The 19452-nt window shown below is 44.0% G+C and carries 17 protein-coding genes; 8 read left to right on the top strand and 9 right to left on the bottom strand.

Annotated elements, in window-relative coordinates:
* The first annotated feature begins 32 nt into the window (after positions 1–32).
* The 3 genes from recJ (at position 33) to DEO27_RS01070 (ending at position 4148) form a co-directional block, all read left to right on the top strand.
* Complete coding sequence (gene recJ / locus DEO27_RS01060) at positions 33–1730, top strand: single-stranded-DNA-specific exonuclease RecJ (protein ID WP_112572393.1); 1698 nt, start codon at positions 33–35, stop codon at positions 1728–1730.
* A 150-nt stretch (positions 1731–1880) separates the two neighbouring features.
* Positions 1881–2621, top strand: a complete 741-nt coding sequence (gene lptB / locus DEO27_RS01065) for an LPS export ABC transporter ATP-binding protein (protein ID WP_112572569.1) — start codon at positions 1881–1883, stop codon at positions 2619–2621.
* 6 nt (positions 2622–2627) lie between these two features.
* Entirely contained in the window at positions 2628–4148 is a 1521-nt protein-coding gene (locus DEO27_RS01070) for a GH3 auxin-responsive promoter family protein (protein ID WP_112572391.1), read from the top strand.
* Positions 4149–4337: 189 nt separating this feature from the next.
* On the opposite strand, the gene folP is transcribed toward DEO27_RS01070, so the two are convergent.
* Positions 4338–5267, bottom strand: coding sequence for a dihydropteroate synthase (folP, locus tag DEO27_RS01075; RefSeq protein ID WP_190295293.1), 930 nt, complete (start codon positions 5265–5267; stop codon positions 4338–4340).
* Positions 5268–5384: 117 nt separating this feature from the next.
* On the opposite strand from folP, the gene DEO27_RS01080 reads away from it, so the two are divergent.
* Genes DEO27_RS01080 through DEO27_RS01095 form a run of 4 tightly spaced genes read left to right on the top strand, consistent with a single transcriptional unit; the run spans position 5385 to position 8618 of the window.
* Entirely contained in the window at positions 5385–5876 is a 492-nt protein-coding gene (locus DEO27_RS01080; RefSeq protein ID WP_112572565.1) for a DUF1599 domain-containing protein, read from the top strand.
* A 4-nt stretch (positions 5877–5880) separates the two neighbouring features.
* Positions 5881–7047: a BT_3928 family protein gene (locus tag DEO27_RS01085; RefSeq protein WP_112572564.1), complete on the top strand. Its 1167-nt coding sequence runs from the start codon at positions 5881–5883 to the stop codon at positions 7045–7047.
* Position 7048: 1 nt separating this feature from the next.
* A complete protein-coding gene (locus tag DEO27_RS01090; protein WP_112572389.1) occupies positions 7049–8107 on the top strand; it encodes an ABC transporter permease in 1059 nt (352 codons plus the stop codon).
* Between the two features lie 10 nt (positions 8108–8117).
* Positions 8118–8618, top strand: coding sequence for a shikimate kinase (locus tag DEO27_RS01095; RefSeq protein WP_112572387.1), 501 nt, complete (start codon positions 8118–8120; stop codon positions 8616–8618).
* A 118-nt stretch (positions 8619–8736) separates the two neighbouring features.
* On the opposite strand, the gene DEO27_RS01100 is transcribed toward DEO27_RS01095, so the two are convergent.
* From DEO27_RS01100 to kbl, 8 genes are all read right to left on the bottom strand, one after another.
* On the bottom strand, positions 8737–9249 hold the full coding sequence (locus DEO27_RS01100) for a phosphoribosyltransferase family protein (RefSeq protein WP_112572386.1): 513 nt from the start codon (positions 9247–9249) through the stop codon (positions 8737–8739).
* Between the two features lie 85 nt (positions 9250–9334).
* Positions 9335–9730 (bottom strand): hypothetical protein, encoded by a 396-nt coding sequence (locus DEO27_RS01105; protein ID WP_112572384.1) that lies wholly within the window; start codon positions 9728–9730, stop codon positions 9335–9337.
* Between the two features lie 132 nt (positions 9731–9862).
* The gene (rlmD, locus tag DEO27_RS01110) at positions 9863–11275 is read right to left on the bottom strand and encodes a 23S rRNA (uracil(1939)-C(5))-methyltransferase RlmD (RefSeq protein WP_112572382.1); all 1413 of its coding nucleotides are present in this window, start codon (positions 11273–11275) and stop codon (positions 9863–9865) included.
* A 546-nt stretch (positions 11276–11821) separates the two neighbouring features.
* Complete coding sequence (gene creD, locus DEO27_RS01115; RefSeq protein ID WP_112572380.1) at positions 11822–13156, bottom strand: cell envelope integrity protein CreD; 1335 nt, start codon at positions 13154–13156, stop codon at positions 11822–11824.
* A gap of 337 nt (positions 13157–13493) precedes the next feature.
* The gene (locus DEO27_RS01120) at positions 13494–14075 is read right to left on the bottom strand and encodes a TetR/AcrR family transcriptional regulator (protein WP_091220479.1); all 582 of its coding nucleotides are present in this window, start codon (positions 14073–14075) and stop codon (positions 13494–13496) included.
* Entirely contained in the window at positions 14075–14488 is a 414-nt protein-coding gene (locus DEO27_RS01125) for a Rieske (2Fe-2S) protein (protein WP_112572378.1), read from the bottom strand. The genes DEO27_RS01120 and DEO27_RS01125 overlap by 1 nt, the downstream gene beginning before the upstream one ends.
* Positions 14485–15519 carry a phenylalanine--tRNA ligase subunit alpha gene (gene pheS / locus DEO27_RS01130; protein WP_190295294.1) on the bottom strand — a complete coding sequence of 345 codons (1035 nt, stop codon included), beginning with the start codon at positions 15517–15519 and terminating at the stop codon, positions 14485–14487. Before pheS ends, DEO27_RS01125 begins: the two co-directional genes overlap by 4 nt.
* 102 nt (positions 15520–15621) lie before the next feature.
* Positions 15622–16812: a glycine C-acetyltransferase gene (gene kbl / locus DEO27_RS01135; protein WP_112572374.1), complete on the bottom strand. Its 1191-nt coding sequence runs from the start codon at positions 16810–16812 to the stop codon at positions 15622–15624.
* 130 nt (positions 16813–16942) lie between these two features.
* Between kbl and DEO27_RS01140 the strand changes: the two genes are divergently transcribed.
* Positions 16943–19423 carry a DUF5686 and carboxypeptidase regulatory-like domain-containing protein gene (locus DEO27_RS01140; RefSeq protein ID WP_112572373.1) on the top strand — a complete coding sequence of 827 codons (2481 nt, stop codon included), beginning with the start codon at positions 16943–16945 and terminating at the stop codon, positions 19421–19423.
* The last annotated feature ends 29 nt before the right edge of the window (positions 19424–19452 follow it).

Consider the following 19452-nt stretch of genomic DNA (forward strand, 5'->3'; position numbering starts at 1 on the left):
TAAGTATATTTACTGTTTCAAGCTGCAAAGATATGAATAAACGTTGGGCGCTAAAGGATAATACAAACCATGATGATGTAATAAAATTAGCCGCCGAACTCAATATCGATACCGTTTTAAGCACCATGCTTGTGCAGCGCGGTATCACCACTTTTGAAGATGCCCGCTACTTTTTCAGGCCCGATCACCGGCACCTGCATGACCCCTTCCTGATGCAGGATATGGAAAAGGCGATACTGCGTATTGAGCAGGCCATAGCCGCGGGCGAAAAAATCATGATTTACGGGGATTATGACGTGGATGGTACTACAGCCGTGGCGCTTACCTACAGTTTTTTCAAAAAGCTTTATAACAATATTGATTATTATATCCCCGATCGTTACAAGGAAGGGTATGGCATCTCTACCCAGGGAATTGACTATGCCGCTGAGCATGGTATTAGCCTGATCATAGCGCTCGATTGCGGCATTAAATCAATTGATAAAATCGACTATGCAAATGAAAAAGGCATTGATTTTATCATCTGCGATCACCACTTGCCGGGAGCATCAATTCCTAACGCGGTGGCTGTGCTTGACCCTAAGCGCGAAGACTGCGAATATCCATATAAAGAATTATCCGGTTGTGGCATCGGCTTTAAACTGATCCAGGCTTACGCCGAAAAGAATGATATCCCGATTGAGGAAGTAAACTGCTATCTCGACCTGGTAGTGATCAGTATCTCCTGCGATATCGTGCATATCACTGGTGAAAACAGGGTGCTGGCGCATTTCGGTTTGCAAAAAATAAATACCGACCCATGTATTGGCGTTAAGGCGTTAATGGAGATAGCGGGGAGGACGGGGCCATATACGATATCGGATGTGGTATTTTTGCTTGGCCCGCGTATTAATGCTGCCGGCAGGATAGACGATGCCAAACATGCCGTTGAACTCCTGATAGCGACAGATAAGGATGCCGCTAAGGAAAAAAGCGCCATGATCAATGTACGCAATACCGAACGAAAAGGGCATGACCTCTCCATTACCGACGAAGCGCTCGGCATGATTGACAATGATGAGGTGCTGATCGCCCGTAAATCAACCGTTGTATTTAACGAAGACTGGCATAAGGGGGTTATTGGTATAGTGGCCTCTCGCCTGACCGAGAAATATTATCGCCCAACAATTGTGCTTACCCGTTCTAACGGCCATGTTGCAGGTTCGGCACGTTCTGTTTTGGGTTATGATTTATACGAAGCCCTTTGTGGATGTAAAGACCTGTTGATTCAGTTTGGCGGGCACAAATATGCTGCCGGTTTAACTATGGAGCCAGAAAACCTTGAAGCCTTTATTGAAAGGTTTGAAGAGGTGGTAAGCTCAACCATAAAACCGGAACAATTGATACAACAAATACAAATTGACGCTGAATTACGTTTAAGCCAGATAGAACCCAAATTTTTCAGGATTTTGAATCAGTTTGCGCCCTTCGGGCCTGAAAATATGGCCCCCGTTTTCATAAGTAAAAATGTGTATGTTAGTGGTAACGCCGGTTTGGTAGGTGGTTCGCATATTAAAATGAGCGTAATGCAGGAAGGATCGGCAGCGTTTGACTGCATAGCCTTTAACCACGGCCAATATCTGGAACAATTGCGGCCTGGTGTGCCGTTTGAAATGTGCTATTCGATAGAAGAAAACGTTTGGCGCGAAAGAAGAACGATACAGTTAAATGTGAAGGGAATTAGATTTTAGAGATTAGAGGTTGGTGAGTTAGGTTCATAGTTGATGGATCACGGTTCATAGCCGTAAGTCTTAATCAACGGAATCAGCGAAATCAAAAAGCTATCAACGGTCAAATATCAGGGTAATCCATGAATCCCATAAATCATGGTTCAAACAAAAATGATACTAAGAGCAGATAATTTAGTTAAAAAATACAAGCAGCGTACCGTTGTAAACGATGTATCGTTTGATGTGGCGCAGGGCGAAATTGTTGGTTTACTTGGGCCTAATGGTGCCGGTAAAACAACTTCCTTTTACATGATAGTGGGTTTGATAAAGCCTAATGAAGGCAGTATCCACCTGGATAATCAAGACATCACCCAGGACCCGATGTACCGTCGCGCCCAAAAGGGGATAGGTTACCTGGCACAGGAGGCTTCGGTATTCCGTAAACTTTCGGTTGAGGATAATATTAAGGCAGTACTTGAAATGGGCGACATGCCCAAGGATAAGCAAAAAGATAAGCTGGAAGAACTGATAGATGAGTTCAGCTTGCATAAAGTGCGCAGAAACAGGGGCGACCTGCTATCGGGCGGTGAACGCCGTCGTACGGAGATTGCCCGTGCTTTAGCCGCCGAGCCTAACTTTATCCTGCTTGATGAGCCTTTTGCCGGTGTAGATCCGATAGCGGTTGAAGAGATCCAGTCGATGGTGGTTAAATTGCGTACCCGTAACATCGGCATCCTGATAACCGACCACAACGTGCAGGAAACATTGTCGATTACCGACCGCGCGTACCTGCTTTTTGAAGGTAAAATATTAGAGTCGGGATTTCCTGAGGTATTGGCTGAGAATGAAATGGTGAGGAAAGTGTATCTTGGGGCTAATTTTGTACTTAAAAGAAAGGTTTTTCCTCAATAACAGCCTATGACCCTCTTTAACTCCGTATTTACCTGGTTCATGAAAAAGCGGATCCACCAGATTGAGCTTTTCATGAAATATCCGAATGAAGTGCAGGAAGAATGGTTTGAGCAACTGGTTTCAGTTGCTGAAAATACCGAGTGGGGTAAAAAATATCATTATAAAAGTATTGAAAACCTGAGCCAGTTTAAGGAGCGGGTCCCTATACAAAACTACGATACTTTAAAGCCCTTTATTGAGCGGATGCTCAAGGGCGAAAAAAACGTGTTGTGGCCGTCGGAGATTCGTTGGTTTGCCAAATCATCGGGCACTACCAGTGATAGGAGCAAATTTATTCCGGTAAGTGAAGAAGCACTTGAAGAATGCCACTTTAAAGGAGGTAAGGATTTGCTTACCATTTATTTCAATAACCAGCCCAATCCCCGCATGTTTACCGGGAAGATCTTGACGCTTGGTGGCAGTCACCAAATCAGTCAGTTAAGTCCGGATACTTCTTTTGGTGATCTTTCGGCAGTGATCATGAAAAACTTGCCCATGTGGGCCGAGTTTCACCGTACGCCGCATTTAGATATAGCCCTGCTCGAAAACTTTGAGGAAAAGATTGAAAAGATAGCCCATGCTACCAAGGATGTGAACGTGACCAGTATCAGCGGCGTACCAACCTGGAACCTGGTGCTGTTTAAACGCATATTGGAGATAACGGGTAAAAAGAACCTGCTTGAAGTGTGGCCCAACCTGGAGATGTACTTTCATGGCGCGGTTAACTTTACACCTTATCGCGAGCAGTTTAAAAAGCTGATCCCGAACGAGGAAATGTACTACCTCGAAAATTATAACGCGTCCGAAGGTTTCTTCGGTATACAGGACACCAAAGAGCCCGGCGATATGCTGCTCATGCTCGATTATGGTATCTTTTACGAGTTTTTACCACTCGAACACCTGTACGATGAAAACCCTGAAACCCTCACCCTGGATGAGGTAGAACTGAATAAAAATTACGCACTCATCATATCAACCAACGCGGGCCTGTGGCGGTACATGATAGGAGATACCATCAAGTTTTCATCGCTTGCCCCGTTCAGGATCCAGATCACCGGCAGGACAAAACATTTTATCAATGCCTTTGGCGAGGAAGTGATCATTGATAATGCCGAACGTGCCCTGGAAGAAGCCTGTACGCAAACCGGTGCCATTATCAGGGAATATACAGCTGCCCCGGTTTATTTTAATGGCGACGACTGTGGCGCCCATGAATGGATCATTGAGTTTGAAAAAAAACCGGCGGAGTTTGAACGTTTTGTCGACCTGCTTGATGAAACCCTGCGCCGTATCAACTCGGACTATGATGCCAAACGTTTTAAAGACCTTGCCCTACGCCGCCCGGTAGTGCGCCGTGCGCCGGATGGCACTTTCTTTAACTGGATGCGGGAAAAAGGAAAGCTGGGCGGTCAGCACAAGGTGCCTCGCCTGGCTAATGACAGGGAATATGTGGACGCTATTTTGAAGATGATGGAGTTGGTGGGGTAGATGTAGTTGGAGGCAGGAAAGATATAAAAAAGTTGCGGGAGAAATAAATAAAAATCATGTCATTGCGAGCGTAGCGTGGCAATCGCACGGAAGTATATCCGCCCTGTATAGCATGCGATTGCCGCGTCGCGTCCGGGCTCATTTCCGTTTCGCTCCTCGCAATGACATGGTTTTATTAAATGTCAGTTGTTATTGTCCAGCTTCTGGCGGTCCCTCAACCGCCTCCCAAATCCTCACAGCTTCCACAGCCTCTTTCACATCATGTACCCTTAAAATACTGGTACCCTTCATCAATGCGATAGTATTTAAAACAGTAGTGCCGTTCAATGCCTCCTCGGCCGTATTACCTAACAAACCGTAGACCATCCTTTTACGGGAGATGCCCGTAAGTATGGGCAAACCCAGCAGGTCAAATTCATTCATACGGCTCATTAACGCATAGCTATGCTCCGCTTTTTTGGCAAAGCCGAAGCCTGGGTCAAGGATTACATCGTGAACGCCGAGACGTTTGAGTTCACTGTATTTAGATACAAAATAATCAAATACCTCGCCAAATACATCATCGTAATCGGCCATCTGATTCATAGTTTGAGGGGTGCCTTTCATGTGCATCAGGATATACGGTACATTTAAACGGGCAACGGTGGTGAACATATCAATATCAAGCGTACCGCCCGAAATATCATTGATGATGTGCGCGCCTCCATTAATGGCAGATTCGGCAACACCTGCGCGAAAAGTATCTATCGACATAATAGCTTCCGGGAATTGGGCGGCAATGGCCTCAACAACGGGTAATAGCCTGTCCGTTTCTTCCTGTGCTGAAATATCAACCGCACCGGGGCGCGATGAATATGCGCCGATATCCAAAAATGTGGCACCATCGGTTAGCATTTTTTGTGCCTGAAGTAAGGCCTCATCAATGCTGGGTTTACGGCTGTCGGCAAAAAACGAATCGGGGGTGATATTGATGATGCCCATCACTTTTGGCGACGACAAGTCGATTAGTTTGCCGCCGGCATTGAGTGTAACTTTTTTACGGAAAAATGTATCTTTTACCACGGTTAGTTGGGTGTTGTAAAGTTTGAATGTGGTAAAGTTAATTAACTTTGTAAGCATGGGCTTCACAACCCTGCAACATTTAAACATTACAACATTCAAATACATCATCCTTTGAGTAATAAAGACACAGCAGCAGAATACGAAGGCGTAATTAATATATGTAAAGGCCTTTTTATGAAAAAGACCCGTGATTACGGTACCGCCTGGCGTATCCTTCGTCCGCAATCCATCACCGATCAGATTTTTATCAAAGCACAGCGCATTCGTACCCTCGAAGAAAAAAAAATATCAAAGGTTGGGGATGATATTACCGGCGAATACATTGGCATTGTTAACTACTGCGTTATTGCCATGATGCAGCTGGAATGCGGCCCTGAAATGTCGACTGAACTTAACCCGGATCATGTAAGTGAAATGTTTGACGCGAAGGTAAACGAGACTAAAGAACTGATGTTTGCCAAAAACCATGATTATGGCGAAGCCTGGCGCGATATGCGTATCAGCTCGTTGACCGATCTGATACTGATGAAGCTGCTCCGGGTGAAACAGATAGAAGATAATAAAGGCCTTACCGAGGCATCGGAGGGCGTGAAAGCCAATTACCAGGATATGCTGAATTATGCTGTTTTCGCGCTCATTAAGCTTAATGTACACCTGGGTAAATAAGCTTATGAAAAAAACATCATCAAACAGCGCCGTTATATGGATTCCCCGCTTATTGGTGGGCTTACTGTTTATATTTTCGGGACTGATCAAGGCTAATGACCCGCTTGGTTTTTCGTACAAGCTGGTAGAATACTTTGAGGTTTTTCATATGACTTTTTTGAACGGCCTGGCGCTTACTATGGCTATTGTGCTGTGCGCGCTTGAAATGCTGCTGGGTTTTGCCCTGCTTATTGGGGCACGTGCCGTTAAGGTTGCCTGGGGATTGTTGTTGCTGATCATCTTTTTCGGCTTCTTGACTTTTTACTCTGCATTTTTTAAAGTGGTGCAAACCTGTGGTTGTTTTGGTGATGCTATTCCGTTAACGCCATGGCAATCGTTCAGTAAGGATATGGTGTTGCTGGCTTTGGTGCTGATATTGTTTGTTAAACGTAAGCAGATTACGCCTTTGTTTAACGCAAAGGTTGGCGATAAATGGTTAATCTGTGCTGCAATTGTTTCGATAGGGTTTGGTGAGTACACCTACAACTTTTCGCCGATTATTGATTTTCTGCCATATAAAATAGGCGCTAACCTGCCCGATGAAATGAAGATTCCGCCGGGTGCCCCGCTTGATGAATTTGAGTTGACCTATCACCTCAAAAACAAAAAAACAGGTGCTACCAAGGTGATGAATGATAAGGAATACCTTAAATCTAATATCTGGAAAGATGCCAACTGGGAAGTGATCGGCGATCCGGAAAATCGCCTAGTGAAAAAAGGATATGAACCAAAGATCCGTGACCTGGCTATCCAGGATGCACAACGGAACGATTATACTAAAGAATTACTTTCGAGCCCGTTTTATAGCCTTTTTATAGTGGCCTATGATCTGAGCGAAACGGATAAAGATGCCATCAATCGCTTAAACGCGCTGGCCATCAATCTTACTGATAATTATAATATCCGTACCATATTGCTTACTTCAAATTCGGCGGCTGATGCAAAAGCTTTCGCGAAGGAGCATAAACTGATCAGCGAGGTATTTTATGCAGATGGTGTTCCGTTGAAGTCAATGGTGCGCTCTAACCCGGGTGTTTTGCTAATGAAGAACGGCACCGTGATTAACAAATGGCATTATCATTCGGTACCTAAATATGAGGATATCGTAAAACAATACCTGCAGAAACAATAAAATGATCCCCTACCTGTTCCGCAAATTAGTATACGGACTGGCAGTAATGCTGGGGGTAGTGGTTGTTGTTTTTTTTCTGTTCAATATTCTGCCTGTGGATCCGGCCCGCATGACCCAGGGGCAGCGTGCCGATGTGCAGTCATTACAGGCTGTGCGTAAAGAGTTTGGGCTGGATAAACCGGTGCCCGTGCAGTTTGCCTATTATCTGAATGATCTTTCGCCTTTAGGGATCCACCTTAACACGGTTGACGAGCAACAGCGCTATGGCTATGTAAAATTGTTCCCGGTGAGCAAAAGTAAGGTATTGGCGCTGAAATGGCCTTACCTGAGGCGCTCCTATCAAACCCGCAAAGATGTGGCTTCATTGCTGATGGAGGTGATCCCCAACACATTGGTGCTTGCCGCGGCTGCGATGATCTTCGCTATCATTATCGGGGTGTTTTTAGGTGTGGCGAGCGCGGTACATAAAGATACCTGGATTGATAAGCTGGCGCTGAGTTTTTCAACGCTGGGGATTTCAGCCCCGTCATTTTTTGCGGGGATCATTATTGCCTGGATATTTGGTTTTGTGCTCAGTAACTATACTCACCTGAACATGTCGGGTAGTTTGTATAGCTATGATCCTTTTAAAGGTGAAGTGATCACGCTTAAAAACCTGGTATTGCCGGTTATTACTTTAGGCTTGCGGCCGCTGGCTATTATTGTACAGCTTACCCGCAATGCCATGCTCGATGTTTTGGGCCAGGATTATATCCGTACGGCTAAAGCCAAAGGGTTAAGTAACCGGACAATCATTTATCGCCATGCGCTAAAAAATGCCATGAACCCGGTTATAACTGCCATTGCCAACTGGTTTGCATCGTTATTGGCGGGTTCGTTTTTTGTGGAATACATTTTTGGGTACAACGGATTGGGTAAAGCGACCGTCGATGCGCTTGAAATGTCGGATTTTCCGGTAGTTATGGGCTCTATATTGTTTATCGCGTTTATATTTGTGGTGATCAGTATCCTGGTGGATGTAATTTATGTTTGGATTGATCCGCGGGTAAAATTAAGCTGAAGAAATTTTTATGAAATACTTTATTGTGGGCTTTATGGGCTGTGGCAAAACAACCTGGAGCCGCAAACTGGCCGCCAAATGGGGCTACGAATTTATTGATCTTGATCATGTGCTTGAAGCCAAAGCAGGCATGAGCATAGCCGAATATTTTTCATCTTTTGGCGAAGATGCTTTTCGCAAGCTGGAATCACAGGTTTTGAAAGAAACCGATTACCCTGAAAATATAGTAGTATCAACAGGGGGAGGCTTGCCTTGCTTTTTTGATAATATGGATTGGATGAAAGCCAACGGCAAAACGCTGTATATTAAACTATCACCTAAAACCTTAGCCGACAGGTTGGAGAACAGCAAAACCATTCGCCCGGTATTACAAGGAAAAAAAGGCGATGAACTGGTTGAATTTATAACCGGTAAACTGGCCGAGCGCGAAGACTTTTATCTGCAGGCAACAAATATTGTTGAAGGGATAGATATGTCGGTTGAGAAACTGGAAGAGGCGCTGGGGGTATAATTATTCTCACCATGTCATTGCGAGGAACGAAGCAATCGCATGCTATACAGAGCGGATTTGCTTACGTGCGATTGCCACGCTATCGCTCGCAATGACATGATTTTTATGTGTAGGTATTCTACCTCAAGTAAACCGCATCCTCTTCCGCGTCCTCCTCTTGAAGCACTACATCAACATGCTCTTTGATAACGGTTGAAAGGGCTACGCCGGCAAAGTCGGTAGTGATAGGGAAGCTTTTGTGGTTACGGTCAACCAAAACAGCTGTGCGGAGCTTTTTTAGCGGTACATCTAAAAATACGCCAAAGCCATAAGCTAACGTCTTACCGCTGTTCAGCACGTCATCAACCAGTATCACTACTTTGTTACTGCATTCTTCAACCTCAAAATCAATACTGGCACTCAGGCTGCTGCTTTGTTTTTCCAGCTCGATGGTCAGTATGCGGCTTTTAAAGGGTGCGATGCCATCAAGTATGGTTTTCAGGCGTTCGGCAATGTGGTTACCGCGGGGCAGTATGCCCGCTATCAGTATTTCATCCTCTTCAAAATTATCCTCCAGGATCTGGTAGGCCATCCTATCAAGCTTTTGCTGGATCTGTTGCTTATTTAATATGAGAAGCTTTTTTTCAGGCATGTTATTGTTGTAACGTTGGCTAAACTGTGGTAAATATACAAGTAAGGCTCATACAAGCAACCCCACAGTTTTTAACTTTCAATAATTATTTCACGTACGGGAAAAATACAAAGTTTGCACCCTCGGGTACTACAACAAATACGCACATGTACTGATAAGGATCTTTGTAGCTATTGACAAAACGTTCCTTTAATACGGGTTTTATAACGTCACGCTCTACAAACTCTTCCAGCGTAGATGCATGAATGCTCCATTCAGAGTTTAAGTCATGGCGGTCAAGTATCAACTCGCCTAAACTTAGTTCATGCTGGTGGGCTATAAGAATAGGGTAAGAAGACAGGCCTTCATTGATGATCTCTTCGGCTACCTCTTTGATTGATTCATTAAAATATTTCAGGTCGCGCTCCAAACTTATCAGCGGACTATCAGCCGCCGGTTTATTGCGTTCGTTACTTTCGTTAAGCAGTTCTTCAGGGTTCATGACCGTTGATTTTTATTTTTGGGGATTACACCGATTTTGACCGTTGATGATTTTTGATTTCGTTGATTGCGCTGATCAAGGCTTTTTGCTATGAACTATGATCCATGAACCATTTGCTAAAAAACTAATCTCTTATCTCCAATCTCTCAAAACCAGCAACACCACATTCTCCACGTGCTGGGTATGCGGGAACATATCAACCGGTTGAATTTTAACCGTATCGTATTTCTCTTTCAATACCAGCAAATCACGGGCTTGAGTGGCAGCATTACAGCTTACGTATACAATTTTAGGCGCTTCTATTTCCATGAGGCGGGCCACAACGTCCGGATGCATACCTGCGCGCGGGGGATCGGTGATGATCACATCCGGTTTGCCATGCTCGGCTACGAAATCGGCCACCAGTACATCTTTCATATCACCCGCGTAAAATTTGGTATTGGTGATATTATTGATGGCCGAGTTAACTTTGGCATCTTCAATAGCAGTTGGCACATATTCAACACCCACAACCTCACGTACGTGACCGGCAACAAAGTTGGCGATGGTACCGGCGCCGGTGTAAAGGTCATATACCAGTTCATCGCCTTTGAAACCGGCAAAATCGCGGGTTATTTCATACAGACGAAGTGCCTGTACCGAGTTGGTTTGATAAAATGACTTAGGACCTATGCGGAACTTGATGCCATTCATTTCTTCATGAATATATTCAGGCCCTTTAAAAGCTATAACGTCCTGATCAAATATGGTATCGTTCTTTTTCTGATTTACGATGTACAGCAATGAGGTGATTTCCGGGAAGCGGGCATCAACGTGGCCCATCAACTTATCAATCTCACTTTGCTCTGCATAAGCGAAAACTACTATTACCATGATCTCGCCGGTTGATGAGGTGCGTACAACCAAATTACGGAGCATGCCGCTGTGATTGCGCAAATCGTAATAAGTATAACCTTGCTGAACGGTGAAATCACGGATCTCGTTACGCAGACTGTTAGATGGTTCGGCTTGCAGATAGCAATGGTTTACATCTAATATTTTATCAAAACGGCCGGGGATATGGAAACCCAGAGCGTTCATGTTCAGCGTGCCATCTTCCTTGTTTTCGCCATCGTAAAGCCAGCGTTTGTTGGAGAAGGTAAATTCGAGTTTATTGCGGTAATACCTGTCGGCAGGAGAGGGAACGATAGGCATAATGCCCTCAACGTTGATCTTAGCCAAACGGCTTAACGCGTCAACAACCGATTTTTGTTTGAATTTAAGCTGTGCCTCGTAGGTCATGTGCTGCCATTTGCAGCCACCGCAGGTGCCAAAGTGCTCACAGAAAGCAGTGGTGCGGTATTCAGAAGCTTGTTTTAATTCGGTGATCTTACCTTCGCCGAAGTTTTTCTTACTACGGTACACTTGTACATCGGCAATGTCGCCGGGTACGGCCTTATCTACAAAAAGTACAAAATCATCGGCTTTGCCCACGCCTTTGCCTTCTTCGGCAATATCAATGATCTGTACGTTCTCAAAAAACTTTGGTTTGTTAGCTTTACTCATCAGGCTGCAAAGTTAACCCTATTTATTTAATCCTGAAAATGGGAGGGGAGGCCGTTAATCGGTTTTAAATTCAACGAAATATACGAGGCACCTACGGAGCCCGAAAATCCGACTTGCTTTTACTATAAAAAACACGCAACTCCGCTGGAGTTGTAAACATTAGATGAGTGACTCCAGCGGAGTCCCGTGTTTATAGCTTGGATAAACGCAACATCGGGGGCTCCGTAGGTGCCTCGTTCTAAGAGCGAATCGCCCGGGGAAGCGCAAAAGATACCCGGTCGCCTTTAAAAGGCGTCAACATGTCGAAGTAAGATTGTTAAGCAAAAAGGCTTAGCAGATAATTAACCACGTTGTCGTCAACATCAATATCTTCTATTTCAAATTGCTCATCAATCAGGTCGGAAAGTTCTGTTAGTTCGCGGCTCATAAAATAAAAAATTACTATGCTAACATAGTAATTTTTAAACTAAAAACCAAAATAGTATAAGGTATATTTATTAACCGACAAAGAATGCTGAATCCTCTGCCGGTTAGCTTATGCAATGCTTAATTTTTATCCCAGTTTATTTTGCGCGAAAAATACATCAGCACTGCTATAATGATAAACAGGGCGATACTGCCAACCATCAAAGCAAGGTCTTCTAACTGGATAATAACAAAGATGAATGCGTAAAACACAGCCAAAATGAAAGCGAATAGCAAGGCCGCCCTACTGTTTTTTAGCAGTGAGGATATAAATACGGATATCAGCATTATTGTTGATACAGAGGCAATCAGGTAAGCCATGTTATAGCCAACCTGCTCCGAAAAGGATAGCAGCAGGGTATAGTAAATGACCATTGCGGCGCCAATCAATATGTAATTGAACATATGTATCGGCTGCTTGCGGATAATCTCAGTTAAAAATAAAGAGATAAAGGTGAGCAGTATGATGAATATGGCATACTTGCTGGTACGCATGGTTTTCTGGTACTGATCAACCGGAAGGCGAAGTTTTACGCCAAAAGTAGCGTTTGCAAGTTTTTTGTCGTTATCCAATATTTTTTGTGAGCCTGTCCATTGCTGCGGAAAAGGCCTGTTATAATACATCATCCGCCAGCCGGCACTAAACCCGCCGGTATCAATTTTTCGCTCGTCGGGCAGGTGGTTGCCATCAAAGCTGGGGCTGCTCCAGTTGCTATTTACCTGCACATCGGTAGTTTTGCCAAGTTGCAGGAAGCTTAATCCTTCGCTGCCCTTTAAATCGAGCGTGTAATCAAAAGGGATTTCATTATCGTTTACAGCAGAAAGATCAACAGGGGCTTGCAGACCATTGCCAAATACCGATTCAAACGAGGGCTCAGCGCTAAGTATAGGTTGATTTGTCTTGATAACCGGGTTGCTTTTTAAACCTTTCAGATCGCTCACACTAAACTCAAATCTGGCTTTGTTTAAAATGAGCTGGTTTGTATTTATGCCCAGCGATGAAAGATTGAGCCTGGCAAAATTACCGCTTACTTTTACCTGGGTATTGTATACTGCTACATCAAAAATGCCCCGATGTAAAATCTGCGTTGCAAGACTGGCCTTGATGTGCAGGTTATCGGGTAGTATATACAGGTTCTCGACAGGTGTCTGCTTAGTTGTATCAGTTATGTTTATTCCTTTTCTGTAAGGGATAACTAACACCGGGCCTTTGATGATTTGGCTGGCCGACCAGCTGTCTGATACCTCCTTAGCCATTTCATCCTGCCTGCTGGCACGTTCGGTTACAAGGTTTTGGATGAAAGCCGAAGGGATTAACAATAAAAGCGCCAATACCCCGATAAAGATCAATTTAAAAGTCGCCGACTCCTTGAGCCAGTCTGTTGTTGTTTGTTTTGGAAATTGTTCCCCGATCATGATTATTTAGATATAAAGTACTTTGTATTTCAAAGTTAATATTTAAAAGAAAAGGCTTTAAGTAAGCCTGTGACAAATATAGCATAAAGTACTTTGTATTTCAAAGTAAATGATGAATTATTTTTAATAATTAAAAGCTGTTTTAAAAGAGGTTCGATTAATTATCAGATAAATTCATTGCCGTTGACTTTAGTCAACGGAATAATTGCTGGAGAAAGAGACTTTAGCCCAAAAAATATCGCTTGGATTGGGCTAAAGCCCGACTGTATGTTCCTTTAACCGTTGACTAAAGTCAACGGCAATGAAAACTTTTTAGATAGCTTAAGGGAAGGGCTGATTAAACCGAAACCGCAGCCTTAACCAAATAAGGCAGTATTTCTTTCTGAAAAGAAACAAAATTTTTCCTCACATCCGAATCGCTTACCGAGGTAAAAGCAAAACTGAATACTATGCTTTTGCTGCATTTGATCAGGAAGCGTAAGCGCTGCTGATAGGTTTCATGCTTGCGGATACCGGGCAACTGGATAAACGACGCCATTAGTAGTTCTTCCAACTCGTTAGAGAGGTTCTTTAAAAAATCCTGGGAGTTGGTTGATTCGCGGATAAAATCCCAGCCGATAAACTCATTACAAACAGTGTAGGAGAGGCGGCAGGTTTTCATAATGAGGTTATTAAGATATGCCTCTTCATCAATATCATTTGAATTGACCTGCACCAGATCGTCAACGCTGGCTTTAATATAGTCCATCAACAGCACGTGTAAAACGGCCTCCTTGCTGTCGAAGTATTTATAGATGGTTGCCTTGGCAATTTTAGCCTTTTTGGCAATCTCATTAACACTGGTTTTATGGTACCCGAATTTGCGGAAAAGTTCCTGTGCTGCCCGCTTAATACTATCTTTTATTTTATCGGCTTCCATTAATTAGTTACTTGAATTTCAAACTGGGTAACGGCTACCCTATATGACCTTAATGCTTTTGTTGCCGGAGCTTTTACCGGTGTGCCGTCTTCAAGGCTAAACTTTGAACCGCTGCAGGGATCGGTTACTGTAAAGCCTGTATTATCAATTGTTACCGCGCATTTTTTTTCGGGCTGGTAACTGCTGCACCTGTCGTACGCGGCATAAGTACCATTTACTTTACGGTAAATGATCAACCCGGCTACACCATAACCGTTAATAGCTACCGCCCCGCCCGAAACATTAAGCGGGCTTAAAGCCGGAGTACCCAGGGCTGCCTGGAAGTTAACAGGTACGCTTGGTACGTTATCAGATGCCTTTCCGCACGAAAAGCAACTGATAACTACCAGTAATATTATAGTGAGTTTCCTCATAACATTTCGGTTTGGAACTGTTTCAGGAAGCGCACGTCGTTTTCTGAGAACAGGCGCAAATCGCGGATCACGTATTTAAGATTGGCAATACGCTCCATACCCATTCCAAATGCAAAGCCTGTATATTTTTTACTGTCGATACCGCAGTTTTCCAAAACGTTAGGATCAACCATGCCGCAGCCTAAAATCTCTACCCAACCACTGTGCTTACACATGTTACAGCCAGCTCCACCGCAAATGGTACATGAAATATCCATTTCGGCTGATGGCTCGGTGAATGGGAAATATGACGGGCGGAAGCGCACTCTTGTACCTTCGCCATAAAGCTCCTGCACAAAGTGATAAAGGGTTTGTTTCAGATCAGAGAAAGATACATTCTCATCAACATACAAACCTTCAACCTGGTGGAAAAAGCAATGCGCACGGGCCGAAATAGCCTCGTTACGGTAAACCCTGCCCGGCATAATAGCGCGGAACGGTGGTTTACCTGCTTCCATCATACGTACCTGTACCGATGAGGTGTGGGTACGCAGGGCGATATCGTCTTTACCATTATTCTTTTTAATGAAGAAGGTATCCTGCATATCACGGGCCGGGTGCTCATCCGGGAAGTTCAGGGCCGAGAAGTTATGCCAGTCGTCTTCAATTTCCGGTCCTTCGGCAACAACGAAACCTAAACGTTTGAATATATCGATGATCTCGTTACGAACCAGTGATAGCGGGTGGCGTGAGCCAACGGTGAAGCCATCGCCGGGTAAAGTAAGGTCAAGATCATTGCCTTTGCTTTGTGCTCCTGAGCCAATGTTTTCTTTCAGTTCGTTATACTTAGCCTCGGCCAGTTGTTTAAACTCGTTAAGTACCTTACCAAAGGTGCGTTTCTCTTCCGGGCTAACGCTTTTAAACTGCTCAAAAAGGTCTTTAATGATCCCCTTTGTGCCTAAAAACTTAATACGGAACGCTTCCAGTTCGTCGGCATTGGCTGGCGAAAAGGCATTGATCTCGGCGGTATATTGGTCTATCTGAGCTTGCATTATAATGTATTGTTTGTAATTCTTTTTGTTGTCATCGCTGCTTCCTGGCCGGATTCAGAGATATATGAGTTGATCTTTACACGCAGGACGGCAAATATACGACTATTTAAGCACTCCTAACTCCTTACCAACCTTAGTAAACGCCTCGATGGCCTTATCCAGGTGGTGCATATCATGCGCAGCCGAGATCTGTACCCTGATCCTTGCTTTGCCCTGAGGTACTACCGGGTAATAAAAACCTATCACGTAAATACCTTCATCAAGCATTTTTGCGGCAAACTCCTGGGCCAGTTTGGCATCATACAACATCACTGGGACTATAGGATGCACGCCAGGTTTAATGTCAAAACCTGCTTCTGTCATTTTTTTACGGAAGTATTGCGTATTGGTTTCCAGTTTATCGCGTAATTCGGTGGTTTCGCTCAGCATATCCAGTACTGCAATTGAAGCACCTGTAATAGCAGGCGCTAAGGTATTGGAAAACAGGTACGGGCGTGAGCGCTGGCGCAGCATATCAATGATCTCTTTACGGCCAGATGTAAAACCGCCAGACGCACCACCCAAAGCTTTACCTAATGTACCGGTAATGATATCAATCCTACCCATTACATTATGATGCTCATGTGTTCCGCGACCGCTTTTGCCCATAAAACCAGAGCAATGGCTTTCATCGATCATTACCAGCGCGTTGTATTTATCGGCCAGATCGCAGATCTTATCCAACTGGGCAATAGTACCATCCATGCTGAAAGCACCATCGGTTACAATAATACGGTGACGAAGCTCCTGGGTAGCTTTTAGCTTTTCTTCCAGGTCGGCCATATCATCGTGTTTATAACGATAGCGTTGTGCTTTGCACAGGCGTACACCGTCAATGATCGAGGCGTGGTTCAATTCGTCAGATATAATAGCGTCCTGATCGTTAAACAAAGGTTCAAACACACCACCGTTAGCATCAAATGCCGCGGCGTACAGGATCGTATCTTCGGTGCCTAAAAACTCAGCTATCTTTTTCTCAAGTTCCTTGTGAATGTCCTGAGTACCACAGATAAAACGTACTGACGACAAGCCGTAGCCATGGGTGTCCATAGCATCTTTGGCAGCCTGAATAACTTTGGCATTACCCGATAAGCCAAGGTAATTATTAGCGCAAAAGTTAATTACTTCGGCACCGCCTTGTACGGTGATATCGGCACCCTGGGGCGAAGTAATGATCCGTTCCTTTTTGTATAACCCGGCATTTTCAATGTCGGTTAATTCCTGCTGTAAAACCGGCTGTAGTGTGTTGTACATAGTGTGCGTGTTTTAAAGGGTACAAAATTAAGCATTCGCAGGCACTTGATGGGGTTTATTAAACCTTAAATAATTATTAAGTACATAATAAAACATTTTTAAGCCATAAAGCATTACACATAAGTAACATATGAGAAAATATATACTACTATTAATCATTGCTTTCAGCGTAATAACAGCCTCTGCACAGCAATCCCTTTTAACAGGGAAGATAACCGATAAGAATGGACAGGTGATTCCGTTCGTTTCTATTTATATCCGCAACTCAACCTACGGCACCACGGCAAACGAAAACGGTGTTTACCAGTTTAAACTTAACCCGGGAACCTATAATGTAATTTATCGTTATGTTGGTTATACCGAAAAGATAGAACAGGTTACTATAGCCGATCATGACCAGGAGCACAACGTACAAATGGCCGACGAGCAGTTTAGCACAGAACGAGTGTCAGAAACTTACCGGAAAAACCGTGATGCGGCGGATACCATCATTAAGCAGGTTATTAAAAAACGCAAGTATTACATGGAAGAGGCCACCTCATTTTCATGCGCGGTTTATGTCAAAGGTGTGCAAAAGCTGTTGAGTGTACCAAAATCACTGATAGGGCAGGAGGTGCAGCGAACACTCGATCTTGACTCCAATGGTCGCGGTATCCTTTACCAGTCGGAGTCATTGTCCGAATATAATTTTCAAAAGCCCGATAAGATCAGGGAAATAACCATTGCCAATAGAATGGCCGGTCAGAACACAGCTTTCGGCTATAAAAAAGCATCGGATCTGCAGGCTAATTTTTACGAAAATGTTTTTATCATTCCCGGTTTAGCCTCGAGGGGCTTTGTATCGCCGGTAGCGGCTTACGGTCCGCGGTTTTATAATTATAAACTATTGGGGACTTCTGTCGAGAACGGGCATACTATCGATAAGATCCGCATTACGCCTAAACACAGCCACGGGCAGTATTTTCAGGGCGATATTTACATTGTTGAAGGCGATTGGCGTATTTACAGCGTCGATTTCTTTATTGATAACAAAGTAAGTAACCTTAACCTGGTAGATACTTTAAATATCAGGCAGCAATACATTGCCATTACCGATAGTGTTTGGATGCCAGCATCAACCCAGTATAACTTTAAAGGAGCGGTATTAGGCTTTAAGTTTGGCGGATACTACGCCGCTGTATACAACAACTATAAAATTAATCCCACCTTCCCGGATGGGTTTTTTACCGGCGAGATATTAAAGATTGATACTGTGGCAAACAGTAAAAAGCCCGAGTATTGGGAAAATGCACGCCCTATCCCTTTAACGGCTTATGAAACACGCGACTATAAAAAGAAGGACGCGTTTGAAGAGTACAAGAAAACCGACAGGTACCTCGACTCGTTACAGCATCACAAAAACCATATCAATTACCCGGGATACCTGATTTTTGGCTATGCCGCAAGTAACAAAAGCGCCCGCGACTCGCTGTACATATACCCTTTTATCCAAACTTTTTATTACAACACGGTTGAGGGTTTTGGTATCAACGCCAAGGTAAGTTATATCCGCACTTATGATGATTTTCACTCGCTTACCATAACACCCGCGGTACGCTACGGATTCTCCAATAAAATATTCAGCGCTAACGTGGCTGCCGAATACCTGAATGATCCCTTCCATGCGGCTAAGTTTTATGCCGATTTTGGCAGCGATGTGCTCGATCTGAATAACGTGGGTACGCGTTCATTGTATTTCAATACCCTGAGTACCTTACTGAGCGAAAACAACTACGTAAAATACTACCGAAGCCATTACGGCGATTTTGGGTATCAGCGCGAAGTGGTAAACGGGGTTTTATTAAAAGGCGGGCTATCTTATTCAAGTCGTTCTCAATTGTATAATACATCATTTAGTAAGATAAAGGATATTAAAGATCGGGAGTTTACCTCCAATAACCCGCTGGCCCCTCCGGGTACCCCAGCTGATGACCATTCGTTCCTTTTTCCCGACAACCAGGCGCTGGTGTTTAACGCATCGGCCTTATTTACCTTCGATCAGCGGTACGAGACCCGGCCTACCGGCAAGTTTAATCTGCCGTCCAGATATCCCATGGTAAAAGTTAATTACCGTAAAGGTTTTAAGAATATTTTTGGTTCGGATGTGGATTATGACTTTGCCTCTGTTGATGTTTCGCAGGATCATATACAGGTTGGCCTTTCAGGCTATTCATCATTTAAAATATCAGGTGGCGGGTTTTTTAACAATAAAAAATTGTACTACATGGATTACAACCACTTTTTAGGTAACCAGGGTACAACATTCGACCCTACCTATGTAGGGAGCTTCCATTTCCTGCCGTTTTATACCTACAGCACCAACGGCGCGTTTTTAGAGGCACACTATCAACATAACTTTGCCGGATCGTTATTTAATCACATCCCCTTTTTACGCAAGGCCAAACTGGAAGAAATCATCGGCGCCAACTACCTCACCACAAAAAACAACCGCAATTATCGCGAGTTTTACATCGGTGTGCAACGCCTCATCTTCCGTGTTGATTATGGTATTTCCTACGCCGGCAATCAAAAATACATTCAGGGCTTCAGGATATTTTATGGGATAAGATAAGGTGAAAGGTTGTTTCGGAGGCAAAAGGA

The organism is Mucilaginibacter rubeus (assembly GCF_003286415.2).
GTDB lineage: Bacteria > Bacteroidota > Bacteroidia > Sphingobacteriales > Sphingobacteriaceae > Mucilaginibacter > Mucilaginibacter rubeus_A.